At 62.2% G+C, this 13,594-nt stretch carries 12 protein-coding genes; 1 reads left to right on the top strand and 11 read right to left on the bottom strand.

The features are described from left to right. Positions 1–151 precede the first annotated feature (151 nt). From glmM to ybgC, 10 genes are all read right to left on the bottom strand, one after another. Entirely contained in the window at positions 152–1,501 is a 1,350-nt protein-coding gene (glmM, locus tag JYU29_RS17840; RefSeq protein WP_213986211.1) for a phosphoglucosamine mutase, read from the bottom strand. 214 nt (positions 1,502–1,715) lie between these two features. Next, entirely contained in the window at positions 1,716–3,659 is a 1,944-nt protein-coding gene (gene ftsH, locus JYU29_RS17845) for an ATP-dependent zinc metalloprotease FtsH (RefSeq protein ID WP_213986212.1), read from the bottom strand. A gap of 167 nt (positions 3,660–3,826) precedes the next feature. Then, positions 3,827–4,966, bottom strand: a complete 1,140-nt coding sequence (gene tilS / locus JYU29_RS17850) for a tRNA lysidine(34) synthetase TilS (RefSeq protein WP_213986213.1) — start codon at positions 4,964–4,966, stop codon at positions 3,827–3,829. Next, positions 4,960–5,907: a tol-pal system protein YbgF gene (ybgF, locus tag JYU29_RS17855; RefSeq protein WP_250157564.1), complete on the bottom strand. Its 948-nt coding sequence runs from the start codon at positions 5,905–5,907 to the stop codon at positions 4,960–4,962. Before ybgF ends, tilS begins: the two co-directional genes overlap by 7 nt. A 195-nt stretch (positions 5,908–6,102) precedes the next feature. Beyond that, positions 6,103–6,624, bottom strand: coding sequence for a peptidoglycan-associated lipoprotein Pal (gene pal, locus JYU29_RS17860; RefSeq protein WP_213986215.1), 522 nt, complete (start codon positions 6,622–6,624; stop codon positions 6,103–6,105). A 249-nt stretch (positions 6,625–6,873) separates the two neighbouring features. Then, positions 6,874–8,187, bottom strand: coding sequence for a Tol-Pal system beta propeller repeat protein TolB (gene tolB, locus JYU29_RS17865; RefSeq protein ID WP_213986216.1), 1,314 nt, complete (start codon positions 8,185–8,187; stop codon positions 6,874–6,876). 51 nt (positions 8,188–8,238) lie between these two features. Next, the gene (locus JYU29_RS17870; RefSeq protein ID WP_213986217.1) at positions 8,239–9,360 is read right to left on the bottom strand and encodes a TonB family protein; all 1,122 of its coding nucleotides are present in this window, start codon (positions 9,358–9,360) and stop codon (positions 8,239–8,241) included. A gap of 7 nt (positions 9,361–9,367) precedes the next feature. After that, positions 9,368–9,820, bottom strand: coding sequence for a protein TolR (gene tolR, locus JYU29_RS17875; RefSeq protein WP_213986218.1), 453 nt, complete (start codon positions 9,818–9,820; stop codon positions 9,368–9,370). A gap of 31 nt (positions 9,821–9,851) precedes the next feature. Further along, the gene (gene tolQ, locus JYU29_RS17880; protein ID WP_213986219.1) at positions 9,852–10,568 is read right to left on the bottom strand and encodes a protein TolQ; all 717 of its coding nucleotides are present in this window, start codon (positions 10,566–10,568) and stop codon (positions 9,852–9,854) included. 203 nt (positions 10,569–10,771) lie between these two features. Continuing rightward, positions 10,772–11,260: a tol-pal system-associated acyl-CoA thioesterase gene (gene ybgC / locus JYU29_RS17885; RefSeq protein WP_213986220.1), complete on the bottom strand. Its 489-nt coding sequence runs from the start codon at positions 11,258–11,260 to the stop codon at positions 10,772–10,774. Between the two features lie 43 nt (positions 11,261–11,303). Here ybgC and JYU29_RS17890 point away from each other — a divergent pair, with 43 nt between their 5' ends. Further along, positions 11,304–12,554 (top strand): glycoside hydrolase family 5 protein, encoded by a 1,251-nt coding sequence (locus JYU29_RS17890; protein ID WP_213986221.1) that lies wholly within the window; start codon positions 11,304–11,306, stop codon positions 12,552–12,554. Here JYU29_RS17890 and ruvB read toward each other — a convergent pair. Beyond that, positions 12,551–13,591 carry a Holliday junction branch migration DNA helicase RuvB gene (gene ruvB, locus JYU29_RS17895; protein WP_213986222.1) on the bottom strand — a complete coding sequence of 347 codons (1,041 nt, stop codon included), beginning with the start codon at positions 13,589–13,591 and terminating at the stop codon, positions 12,551–12,553. The genes JYU29_RS17890 and ruvB overlap by 4 nt on opposite strands. Positions 13,592–13,594 lie beyond the last annotated feature (3 nt).

Genomic DNA, 13,594 nt, shown 5'->3' on the forward strand with positions numbered 1-13,594 from the left:
CCGGCGCCAATGAATTCAGGTCACGATGACACCCATTGGTTAAATCGCGCTTAACCGTCTTCCTTAACTACGATTGCCGATGATTTTTCGTAGCTCCAAAAAGAAAAAGCCGGCACGAGGCCGGCTTCGATAGGTGATGTGCTTTGCGTGATCAGGCGGCGCGCTGTTCGGCAATCACGCCGATCAGGTCGTTCACCACCGTTTCAACCAGGCTGCGATCATCGCCTTCCGCCATGACGCGGATCAGCGGCTCGGTGCCCGACGGACGGATCACGAGGCGACCGCCCTCGCCCAAACGCGAACGAACATCTTCGATCATCTTCTGGACAGGCTTGCTTTCGAGCGGCTTGCCGCCGGAGAAGCGCACGTTCTTGAGGACCTGCGGCACCGGCTCGAACTTGGCGCAGACTTCCGACGCCGGCCGTCCCTCGCGCTTGATGCAGGCCAGAACCTGCAAGGCGGCCACGAGGCCGTCACCCGTGGTCGAGAAATCCGACATCACGATATGGCCGGACTGCTCGCCGCCGACATTGAAGCCATGCGCGCGCATATGTTCCACCACATAGCGATCGCCGACCTTGGTGCGATGAAGCGACAGGCCCTGATCGGTCAGGAATCGCTCGAGGCCGAGATTGGACATCACGGTGGCAACGAGACCGCCGCCGGCGAGACGTCCGGATTTCGCCCAGCTTTCGGTGATCAGCGCCATGATCTGGTCGCCGTCGATCAGCGTGCCGTTTTCATCCACGATGATCATGCGATCGGCGTCGCCATCAAGCGCGATGCCGATATCGGCGCGCACTTCGTGAACCTTCTTCGACAGGCTCAAAGGATGGGTCGAGCCGCATTCCTTGTTGACGTTGATGCCGTCCGGCTCGTCGTGGATCGCGATCACCTCTGCGCCAAGTTCCCAGAGGGCCGCGGGCGCGACCTTGTAGGCAGCGCCATTGGCGCAATCGATCACTATGCGCAGACCCGACAGCGACATCGAACGCGGCAGCGTGCGCTTGGCGAACTCGATATAGCGATCATGCACGCCGTCGATGCGCTTGGCGCGGCCGATCTGGTCGGGTGCTGCAACCTGCAGCGGCTCCTTTTGATCGAGCATCGCTTCGATCTGCATCTCGATCGCGTCCGACAGCTTGTAGCCGTCGGGGCCGAACAGCTTGATGCCGTTGTCATTGTAAGGGTTGTGCGAGGCCGAGATCATCACGCCGAGATCGGCGCGCAGCGAGCGCGCCAGCATGGCGACGGCGGGCGTCGGAATGGGTCCGAGCAGGAACACGTCCATGCCTGCAGCCGTGAAGCCCGCGACCAACGCGTTCTCGATCATGTAACCGGACAGCCGCGTGTCCTTGCCGATCACCACCCGGTGGCGGTGGCTGCCGCGATGGAAGCAAAGCCCTGCGGCCATGCCAACCTTCATCGCGACGTCGACAGTCATCGGGAACTGGTTTGCCGTTCCGCGGATGCCGTCCGTTCCGAAATACTTCCTGCTCATATCAGTCGATTGCCCGCAATGTTATGGGTCATGGCGCTTGCTTTGGCACGAATTCGCAAGATGCGAGCATCACAATATATGAGCAGGTGTTACTTCTTCCTAAGCAACCCCTTGCACGGCAAGGTTGACGCAAGCCTGGATGCTTGCGCGCAAAACAAAAAATGCCAGCAGGCGACCTGCTGGCATTTTGATTGTCGAAGTCTCGGAAGGACGCTTAGCCCTGCGGCTGCGGCTCCATTCCGCCTTCCGGCTCTTCGCCACCCTTCTTGCGGCGGCCACCGCCCGAACCGGCATTCGGCACGGCCGACCCGCGTGATGGCGGCGTATCGTCACCGATGTCGCGCGAAGGCTTCTTGCCTTCCATCATGCCGCGCAACTCGTCGCCCGTCAGCGTTTCGTATTCCAAGAGACCTTCCGCGATCGAGATGAAGGTATCATGGTTTTCGGTGATGATCTTGCGCGCTTCCGTTTCACCATACTCGATCAAACGGCGCACTTCCTCGTCGATCAGCTTGGCGGTTTCCTCGGACATGTTGTTGCTCTGCGCAACCGAGTGGCCGAGGAATACTTCCTGGTCGTTGCTCTTGTAGCGCACGCGGCCGAGCTTTTCGGACATGCCCCATTCCATCACCATCGAGCGGGCAAGATTGGTCGCCATCTGGATGTCGCCTGACGCGCCTGTCGTGACCTTCTCCTTGCCGAAGGTGATGATCTCGGCTTCGCGACCGCCAAACAGCATGATCAGGCGGGCAACGGCCTTTTCATAGGTCCAGTTGTAGCGGTCCGATTCCGGCAAGGTCATCACCATGCCGAGCGAACGGCCGCGCGGAATGATCGTCGCCTTGTGGATCGGATCGATCGTGGACGACAGCATCAGCGCGATGATGGCGTGACCGGCTTCGTGATAGGCGGTGTTCTTCTTTTCCTCGGGCGTCATGGCGAGCGAGCGGCGCTCGGCACCCATCATCACCTTGTCCTTGGCGTCCTCGAACTCGGCCATGGTCACGAGACGCTTGTTGCGCCGCGCAGCCATCAGGGCCGCCTCGTTGACGAGGTTCATCAGATCGGCGCCGGAGAAGCCGGGCGTGCCGCGTGCCAGGATCTTGAGATCGACATTGGGAGCCAGCGGCACGTTGCGAACGTGAACCTTGAGGATCTTTTCGCGGCCGTTGACGTCCGGATTGGGCACAGTGACCTGACGGTCGAAGCGGCCTGGACGCAGCAAAGCGGGATCGAGCACGTCCGGACGGTTGGTCGCGGCGATCAGGATCACGCCTTCATTGGCCTCGAAGCCGTCCATCTCGACCAGCAACTGGTTGAGCGTTTGTTCGCGCTCGTCGTTACCGCCGCCGAGACCGGCGCCGCGATGACGGCCGACAGCATCGATCTCGTCGATGAAGATGATGCAAGGCGCGTTCTTCTTGGCCTGCTCGAACATGTCGCGCACACGGGATGCGCCGACGCCGACGAACATTTCAACGAAGTCGGAACCCGAGATCGTGAAGAACGGCACATTGGCTTCGCCGGCAACCGCACGCGCGGTCAGCGTCTTACCCGTACCGGGAGGGCCCACGAGCAGGACGCCGCGCGGAATCTTGCCGCCCAGACGCTGGAACTTCTGCGGATCGCGCAGGAACTCGACGATTTCTTCCAGGTCCTGCTTGGCTTCGTCGACGCCCGCCACATCGGCAAAGGTCACGCGCCCATGCGCTTCGGTGAGCAGCTTGGCCTTGGACTTACCGAAGCCCATGGCGCGGCCCGAACCCGACTGCATCTGGCGCATGAAGAAGATCCACACGCCGAGGATCAGGATCATCGGCAGCCAGGACAGGAGCAGGCCAAGAATACCGCTTTGGCCGTCGCTTTCCGGGCGCGCATTAATCGTGACATTCTTGCCTTCGAGGCGCTGAACGAGGTTGGTATCGCCCGGCGAATAGGTCTGGAAGCCGGTTTGATTGTCCGTGTAGGTGCCGGTGATGCGCTCGCCGGCGATCGTCACGCTCTTGACGCGGCCGGAGTCCACTTCCTGCAGGAACTCGGAATAGGCCACATCGCGCGATGCGCCACGCTGCTGCGGCGTTTGAAACAGATTGAAGAGCGCAATCAGAAGGACAGCGATGATCGCCCAAAGAGCGAGATTGCGATAATTCGGATTCATTCTTTGTCCTGTCGGGCCTGTTTTCGCAGACCGCTTTGTGGCCGCACTGGCCCGTTCATCTCGCCCCGGTTTCCAACCAGCCCGCTGAACAAACAGCTGCGCCTCGGGAAGTTCCTTGTAACATAGGTGGAGCTATCTCCCTTGCCAAGGAGATCACATGCGATGGTTTAAGGGAATGGCGCATTGTGTTGGGAGGAAGGCGAGGCCGGCAAATCCTGCGCCTTCAGGATCTTCGCCAGCGCCCGCATGGCCGCAAGATCAAAGCCAGGAACGATTGGTCGCAGCACGCGATGAGCAAACATCGTCGTGATCGTGCCGTGATCGCCCGTCCCCCGGCGCTCGGGCCGCAGGGAAATCCCGGCACGGCGGTGACGACCGACGCAGCCGGAGAGCGAACCGGAGAAGCCGGGCTGGCTCATTTGCTCGAACATAAGCGTCGCACGCGGCAAGTCTGGCCAATGCGGCTGGCGGCCAAGGACGCCAAGCAGAAGGCGAAAAGCGTGGATCGCCGCATCGTGATCCACCGCCTGAAAAAACCCTGGCGCGATCATCACCGCCTCGTCAGTGGCCGCGCAATGCTCAACCAGCAGGCCAGCCGCCTCCTCCGCCAGCGCCCGCCGTGCAGCGCCAGCCTGCCCTGCTTGTTCAACCAGCCGCATCCGATCATCCGGCGTCAGTGCCGCTCTCACCCGCACGCGCTCTGATCGGGGATTGCTGTTGCTCGGATCATCGATCCAGCTGACGCCCTCACCCTGAAGATGGGCGCGCAGAGCCGCACGGCTGACGGGAAGCAGCGGCCGCAGGAGCCAGATCGATCCGTCCAGCAGCGTTTCCGCCGCCATCCCGGCCAGGCCGATGCCTGTCGAGCGTTCGGCGCGCATCGCAACGGTTTCCGCCTGATCGTCAGCAGTATGCCCCGTCAGGACCACGTCAGTGCCAATCTCCCGCGCGGTCTCGATCAAAAGGCGATACCGCGCCGCGCGCGCGGCAGCGGCCAGACCGGTCTGCGGCTTTTCGCCGGTCCAGACCTTGGTGATGTGAGGAATGGCGCGTTCCGCGCAAAAGGCAGCGACGGCGCGCGCCTCATCAGTGGCTTCCGCGCGCAAACGATGATCCACGGTGACGGCAACGAGCGCGTCGCGTCTTCCGTGTTCGTGAAACCAGCTTCGAAGGAGTGTGAGCAGCGACAGCGAGTCGCTTCCGCCGGATACGGCTACGAGAACCGAGCGGCGTTGAAAAAGGCCGAGCTCGCCAAACAGGCGCTCAGGCGCAAGATCTGAACCCGAAGCAAAGGTCGGGTTCAGCAACCGTTTGTTGCGAGTTCCTGCCGAACCCGCTCCTTGAGCGCGTCTGAGGCCTTTGGGTAACGCGAACCGACTTCGCGCAAGGTGGCGCAGGCGACTTCGCGCTGCTTGAGCGCGGAAAGGCTGATGCCGAGCTTCAACAGCGTATCGGGCGCCTTCTTGGAATCCGGATACTGGCGGCTGGTGGCCAGAAACACTTCGGCGGCTTCGCGATGACGCTTCTGCGCGGCCAGCGCTTCGCCCAGCCAGAAATTCGCATCCGGCACGCGGTTGGCGGACGGGAAACGGTCGATATAGGAGCGGAAACCGGCTTCGGCGGTCTTGTAGTCGCCCGACAGAATGAACTCGTAGGAATTGCGATAAAGCTCTTCCGGATCATCCGTCGCAGGCAGGGCAGCAACCGTGGTGTCGCTTTGCGCCGGTGCGCTCTGCGTGCCGCTCAAAAGATCGACCGGATCGGAATTGGTCGTGCCGCCGATCAGATTGCCATTGGTGTCGAAGCGGATCGAACCGAGCGTGGTCGGCGCACCGACCGTGCTCTGCTGATCGGTCGCGGCAACCTGGCTGTTGTTGTCGATCGCGGGCTGCGTTGCAGCCGGCGATGTGCCGGCTGCGGATGTATCTGGCGTGGCGAGCGGGGGAACGCTCGCCGTCTGGGTTCCGGTGTCGGTGCCGAGATCCGACTTCTTGGCCGGAGCAGGCTTCGCGCCGCCGCTGCCGCCTTCCAGCTCCTGGAAGCGGAATTCGTTGTCTTCCTGCTGCTTGCGCAGCTGTTCCTGCGTTTGCAGAATGAGGAAGTTCAGCTCTTCCAGCTTGCCGTTGAGCGAGCGCACCTGTTCTTCCAGTGCCTGAACGCGCGGATCACCAGCCTGCGCCGAAGCGGGAACAGCTGCCGACAGCATTAGCGCGGCCGCCATAGCGCCCAAGGCCAATTTAGTCTTCAAGGTCTTTGCTAAAATCATCCGTGTCTCTCGATCGATCAATCCGGTCGTTGGAGAACCGTTGCTTTCACGTTGGAGATGAACTGCGTCAGGGACTTCGGCCGAATTTTGTTGCAGATGGGTGTGGAACCGCAGAAACAGCAAAAAGGCGATCCGAGGACCGCCTTTTCACCTGTTCATGCGGCATTAATGCGGCAATCAGCTGCCGGCGCCGTTGAGCACGGTGACGGCGCGACGGTTCTGCGACCAGCAGGAAATGTCGTCGCAAACGGCAACCGGACGTTCCTTGCCGTAGGAGATCGTGCGGATACGGTTGGCCGGAACGCCGCGCGAAGCGAGGAAGTCGCGGGCAGCCGCGGCGCGACGCGCGCCCAGTGCCAGGTTGTATTCGCGGGTGCCGCGCTCGTCGGAGTGACCTTCAACGGTGATGGCGTAGTTGGAATACTGCTGCAGCCACTGGGCCTGACGCGACAGCGTCTGCTGCGCATCGGCGCGGATGGCCGAAGAGTCGGTGTCGAAGAAGATGCGGTCGCCGACATTGACCGTGAAGTCCTGGCTGGAACCGGGCGTTGCCGCACCAGCACCGCGTCCGCCGTTCAGGCCGAGCTCGGAGCTGCTGTTGGGCAGATTGTTCTTCTTGTTGGCGCAACCGGCGATCGCCAGCGACGCGACCAGCGCGACGGCGACCGGATTGCGGGTAATAGCTGCGAAACGACGCATTGCCCTCTCCTGAGCATTAAAGTGAATTCGTTGAAGCACCAGTAACCACAGTTTGGTTAACCCTGATTCAACGAACAAGGTTAATAATCTCTTGCACTGCCGGTCGTGGACGTCACGTTTCGGTTCTGCGTTCACCCTGATCCCCGGCGAATCATCGAACCGCATCCCTTCGATTGCGGCTCAAAGGTGACAAAAAAAAGGAGGCCCCCAAGGGAGCCTCCTTCAAACCGTCAGCAATCAGCGCCCCGATCATTCCAGCAGCGGCGACCAGGCCGGATCCGACGCGTAGTTCGCGGTCGGGATCTGTTGTTCGTTGCGGCCGGTCAGATCAACCGAAACCAGCTTCGGACCGCCCGAGCCAGAGCCTTCGCGGAAGAACATCAGCACGCGGCCGTTGGGTGCCCAGGTCGGGCCTTCCTGCTGGAAGCCGGACGACAGGATGCGCTCGCCCGAGCCATCGGTGCGCATGACGCCGATCTGGAAGTCGCCGCCGGTCTGCTTGGTGAAGGCGATCAGATCGCCGCGCGGCGACCACACCGGCGTGGAATAAGAGCCACCGCCGAACGAGATACGCGAAGCGCCCGAACCATCCGCGCCCATCACATAGATCTGCGGCTGACCGCCACGATCCGAGGTGAACACGACCTTGGAGCCATCCGGCGAATAGGATGGCGAGGTGTCGATCGCGTTGGAATTGGTCAGGCGCATCGTGTTGCGGCTGCGCAGATCCATGGTGAAGATGTTGGAGTTACCATCGTCGCGCAAAAGGCTCATGATGACCTTCTGGCCATCGGGCGAAAAGCGCGGCGCAAAGGTCATGCCGGGGAAGTTGCCGACGAGCTCGCGCTGTCCCGTTTCGATCTGCAGCAGGTAAACCTGCGGCTGACCGCTTTCATAGGACATGTAGGTGATTTCCTGGCGCGTCGGCGAGAAACGCGGCGTCAAGGCAATGGTGCGGCCATCCGACAGAAAGCGCTTGTTGGCGCCGTCCTGATCCATGATCGCCAGACGCTTCACGCGCTGCGCCTTCGATCCGGACTCGTCGATATAAACGACGCGGGTGTCGAAATAGCCCTTCTCGCCCGTCAGCGCCTCGTAGATCGCATCGGCAATGATGTGGGCGACCCGGCGCGAATTCTGCGGATTGGCGAAGAACTGCTCGCCCGTGATCTGCTTGTTGCCGAACGTGTCCCAAAGGCGGAACTCGGCGCGCAAACGGCCATCGCCTTCCTTCGTCACGCGTCCGGTGACGATCGCCTGCGCATTGATGACCTGCCAGTCCTGGAAACGCGGTGCGACATCCGGGTTGGAGATCTTCTCGATAAAGGCTTCGCGGCCGATCGGCGCGAACAGGCCGGAGCGCTTCAGATCCGCCGTCACGATAGACGAGATTTCCGCGCCCATGCCGTCACCCGACACGAAATCGGTGATGGCGATCGGCAGCGGCTGCACATTGCCCTTGTTGACGTCGATAACAAGCTGCGCATGCGCCGGTGCTATGGCGAAAACGGCGCTCAAACCGAGCGTCGCGGCAGTCATAAGAACTTTGAGTGTTCGGATCATTCCATCCAGCCTCTTGGTCTCTTGCATGGGAGCGGGTTCGACCTCATCGGGTCAGAACATCTCGCTCGGATCGAAATTAACAACGACGCCGCTGGCCCAAACCTCGGACTTGCTGGCGGGAACTTTCAGGCCCTGGCGGTTGCAGATCTGCACCGCGCGAACCGCACTGCGATCGAAAGCGGAATTGCCGCTGGAGCTCGACACCACCGGTTCGCCATCGAGCTGACCACTCGGATCGAGCCGGAAGGACACCGAGGTGCGCAGACCTTCCGCGCCTTCGGCACCGGCCGGAAGCGACCAGCAGCTTGCGAGCTGATCGCGCAGCGCACCTTCTTCGCTTTGCGACAGTTTCGCGCCGGTTGTCTTCCTGCCGCCGAGCGAAGCCGTTTCGGTCGAACGCTTGGCGCCACCGCCCTGCGACGCCGCCTTGTTCAGGAGGGCCGCGACTTCATCGGCGTCGAACGTCTTTTCTTCCGACTTCGGCTTGGAAGCGGCAGCCGTTTCCTTCGGCTTTTCCGGCTTCTTGGCTTCTTCCGGCTTCTTTGCCGGCTCTTTCGGCTTTTCTTCCACCTTGGCCGTTTCAACCGGCTTCGGTTCGGGCTGCGGACGCATCTGCGGGGCCGGCGCGCTCGTTGGCAGCGGCAAGGCTTCCGCCTGCGGCGCAGGCTGGGGTGCCGGCTCGGGCTCTACGGCTGGCTCTGGCGCGGGCGTCGGTTCAGGTGCCGGCGCTGGTTCCGGGGCCGGTGTGGGCTCAGGTGCTGGCGTCGGTTCGGGCGCCGGCGTTGGCTCAGGTGTGGGCTCGGGCGCAGGTTCCGGTGCTTCGGCCGGTGTTGGTGTCGGATCGGGCGAAGGCGGCGGCGCGGCAGCCTGCTCGACCTCGCGCGTCGCGGGCTTTTCGGATTGCGGCGTCGACAGGTCGGCATCGTTGTCGCCGACATTCTGCGCTTCGGCCATCACTTCGGGTCGCGTGGTGGGCACGGGTGCCGGCGTTTCCGAAACCGGCGCTTCCTTGTCGCCCTGCACGCTTTCGGCGAACTCGGCCATCGGCACGATATCGACCGGAAAGGATTCCTGCGAACCGGCATCGAGCGGCGCAGGCGCAGACAGCGTCAGCAGGCCGAAGCCAAGCGCTGCCGCGTGCAGAACTACCGATGTGGTGAGCCCCGCCTTCATGTCCATCTCAGTTGGTCTGCTCCGGCAGCGTCACGAGGCCGAGATTGCGGTAGCCGGCCGCGTTGATCCGCGCCATCACCTGCATCACCATGCCGTAATCCGCCGCCTTGTCGCCGCGCACGAAAATGCGCTCCTCATAACCGGTCTGCGCGATCGCCTGCAGCTTGGCCACGATCTCGTCCGCCGGGATTTCGGTTTCCTGCAGGAACACCTGGCCGGCCTGGTTCACGGTGACCGTGATCGGCTGCGTGTCGGCGTTGAGCGCCTTGGCCTGCGTTTCCGGCATGTCGATCGGCACGCCGACGGTCAGCATCGGCGCGGCAACCATGAAGATGATGAGAAGCACGAGCATCACGTCCACGAAGGGCGTGACGTTGATCTCGGACATCACGCCATGCTTGCGGCCGCGTCGGCGATGACCGCCCCGTCCACTTCCGCCCTGGCTGACTGACATACCCATTGATGATCACTCCTTGGTGCAGCGGCGGCGATCAGGCCGCTGCGCGCTGCACGACCTTTTCATCGATTTGGCGCGAAAGGATGGCGGAGAACTCGTCGGAGAAGCCTTCCATGCGGCTGGACAGCTTGGACGCGTCCGTCGACAGCTTGTTGTAGGCGATAACGGCGGGAATAGCGGCCAGAAGGCCGATGGCGGTCGCCAGCAGCGCTTCGGCGATACCCGGCGCCACAACCGCGAGATTGGTGGAGCTCGATCCGGCAATGGCCTGGAACGAAGTCATGATGCCGACAACCGTGCCGAACAGGCCGATAAAGGGTGCGGCCGACCCGACCGTCGCCAGGAAGCTCAAACGGCTTTCGAGGCGCTCCATTTCGCGGGTCAGCGCGAGATCCATCGCCTTGTCGATACGGTTCTGCAGCCCGAGCGGCGTGCGTGCGCCCTTCTCAAAGCTCTTCTTCCATTCGCGCATGGCGGCCACGAAGATCGCGCCCATGCCGACCGCGTTCTTGTCGGACAGATTGCGATAAAGCTCTTCCAGCGACTGGCCGGACCAGAAGGTCTGCTCGAAGCGGTTCAGCGCCGCACGCATGCGGTTGTAGGACACCACCTTGTCGACCACGATTGCCCAGGTCCAGACGGAAGCTGCAAGCAGGCCGATCATCACGAGCTTGACGACCCAGCCGGCCTGCCAGAACAGACCCCAGATCGACATATCATGGCCTGTCGCGGCCATCGGCAACGTTTCCATCTCAACAGATCCTTGATCGATGCGGGTTCCGAGACACCCTCGCGCTGCGCTCGACCTGTTTGCCAACACGGCCGAAGCTGCACATGAACGCTTGTTTCGGCTTGTTCCGGCAAATCTTGGTCAAACGAAGGCGCGTCGAAAACCTCTAACCATCCAGCTTTTGTTCATGAAGCAGTAAGGTTAAGGATCTGTAACGATGCGGGTCAGGCCGGCTGATCCGGCTGAAAAGCCTCGATCCATTCTTTCGGAAAGCGCCGCGGCCGCCCATCGGGTCCAAGCACCGCTGCCTGAACCTTGGCCTGAACGAGAACCGTTTCGCCGCGCTTGATCACCTGCGCCATCGTGATGCGGGCACCCGAAATCGCCTGCGTGCGCGTTTCGATCGTCAGGATGTGGTCGATGCGCGCCGGCGAGCGCCAGTCGATCTCCATGCGCGTCACCACCCAGATCAGCGCTTCGCCATGCTGCCCGGCCGCAAGCTGGTTATGATGCACGCCGGCAAGCCTGAGATAATCGGAGCGCCCGCGTTCAAAGAATTCGAGATAGCGGCCATGATAAACCACGCCGGAAAAGTCCGTATCGGCGAAGTAAACGCGCGCTTGAAGACGATGCCCGCCGGGAAACAGCGTGCCTGCCAGACCAACGCTTGGGTTCACATCGGCAGCGGCTGCAGATTCAGCATGATCGGCCATGAGGGTCTTTCCTCCGTGATCTCGAAATGACATGACTTGCCGCATGGCACCATCATCTGTCTGGATCAAGACTTGCCTTCTCGCCGCCGGCCTTCTCCTCGCCGCAGCGATCCCGTCTTCGGCCGCCAGCTTCACGATCAAGCGCGGCATCAATCTCGACCAGTGGGTCACCTGGCCCATGGAAGACCGCTGGAACGATGAAACGGCCCTCCTCCCCTTCCCCGAATGGAAGCGCTTCGTCGTTCCCGAAAAGCTCGCACAGCTGAAAGCTGACGGCTTCGACTTCGTGCGCATGCCGATCGATCCCGCACCGTTTCTCTCCGCCAAAGCCACGGCCCTGCACGACCGTCTGTTTGAGGAAGTGCTTGAAGCCGTACGCCTCCTAGATGCGGCCGGGCTCAAGGTGATCGTCGATCTGCATCTGATCGAGCGCGACGACAATCCGGCCAACGGCATGTCGGGCGTGCTTGGCTCGCCTGAACGCTTCGACGATTATCTCGCGTTCGTCAGGCAGATGGGCCGAACGCTGGCCACGCAAGATCCGTCCCGCGTCGCGCTCGAACTCATGAATGAGCCCGGCACTACCTGCGACGAGGCCGGCAATGCCGATTGGCGCGATCGTCTTCTCAAGCTTTATGCCGCTGCCCGGTCATCCGCCACCAAGCTGACGCTCGTTCTCACCGGCGGCTGCGCCGGCAACGCCGAAGGACTGGTCGCTCTCGATGCAAAGGACATCCCGGACGAAAACGTCATCTGGACCTTCCACTCCTACCAGCCCTTTCTTCTCACCCATCAGGGCGCGCTATGGGCTGGCGACTTCATCCGCTATGTGACCGGCCTGTCCTACCCGCTCGATGGATCGACAAACGACGTGCGCGAAACGATCCGAAAGCGCATCCAGGAAGAAGCGCCCGTCCACCGCCGCGCCGGCATGCTTTATTATCTCGATGAACAACTGGCCGAACTCGACACGCCGGAAAAACTCGACGCCGTGATCCAGCGTCCGTTCGACCAGGTCGCCGAGTGGGCGAAGCACAATCAGGTCGCGCCTGAGCGGATCCTGCTCGGAGAGTTCGGCATGATCCGGCAGGAATACCAGAACCCCTTCATTATGCCCGCCGCAAGCCGAGCCAAATACGCAAAAGACATGATTTCGGCCGCGCAAAAGCATGGTTTTGCCTGGGCCATCTGGGGATATGGCGGTGCTTTCGGCGTCGTGGAAAGCTTCGACGGCCAGCCCGCGGAGCCCGATGTCCTCGACGTCATCCGCGCTTTGCCGAAGCAGAAAAACTAGTCTTCGTCCTGGAACAGAGCGATCTGCTGCTGCGCCAGATCGCGCGGCGCTTCGAGCCCAAGATGCTTCCAGGCATTGGCCGTCAGCACCCGTCCGCGCGGCGTGCGCTGGATGAAACCCTGCTGGATCAGAAACGGCTCGATGATGTCCTCGATCGCATCGCGCGGCTCGAAAAGCCCCGCCGCGATCGTCTCGATCCCCACCGGCCCGCCGCCGAAATTGTTAGCAATCATCGTGAGATAGCGCCGGTCGAGCTGGTCCAGCCCGAGTGAATCCACATCGAGCCGCGACAAGGCCGCATCCGCGATCTGGCGCGTCACTTTTTCGGATTTGGCGACATCCGCGAAGTCGCGCACGCGCCGAAGCAGACGCCCCGCAATACGCGGCGTGCCCCTTGCGCGCCGCGCAATCTCCAGCGCCCCCGCATCGTCGATCGCCAAGCCCATCAGCCGCGCCCCGCGCCGCACGATGAGCTCCAGCTCGTCCACCGTATAGAAATTGAGCCGCACCGGAATGCCGAAGCGATCGCGCAGCGGCGTCGTCAAAAGCCCGAGCCGCGTGGTCGCCGCCACCAGAGTGAACTTGGCCAGATCGATCTTCACCGACCGCGCCGCCGGCCCTTCGCCGATGATCAAGTCGAGCTGGAAATCCTCCATCGCCGGATAAAGAATTTCTTCCACGGCCGGACTAAGTCGATGAATTTCATCGATAAACAAAACGTCGCGATCTTCCAGATTGGTCAGGAGTGCGGCGAGATCGCCGGCCTTGGCAATGACCGGGCCGGACGTCGAGCGAAAGTTGACGCCAAGCTCGCGCGCCATGATCTGCGCCAGCGTGGTCTTGCCGAGACCGGGCGGACCAACGAAAAGCACGTGATCGAGCGCTTCCCCGCGACCGCGCGCGGCCTCAATGAACACTTTGAGATTGGCGCGTGCGGCGGCCTGGCCGACGAAATCGTCCAGCACCTGCGGCCGCAGCGATGCATCCACATCTTCGGACCGCTTCTCCGGCGTGATCAAACGCGGCGCATCACTCATAGG

Source organism: Tianweitania aestuarii (genome assembly GCF_018457165.1).
GTDB lineage: Bacteria > Pseudomonadota > Alphaproteobacteria > Rhizobiales > Rhizobiaceae > Tianweitania > Tianweitania aestuarii.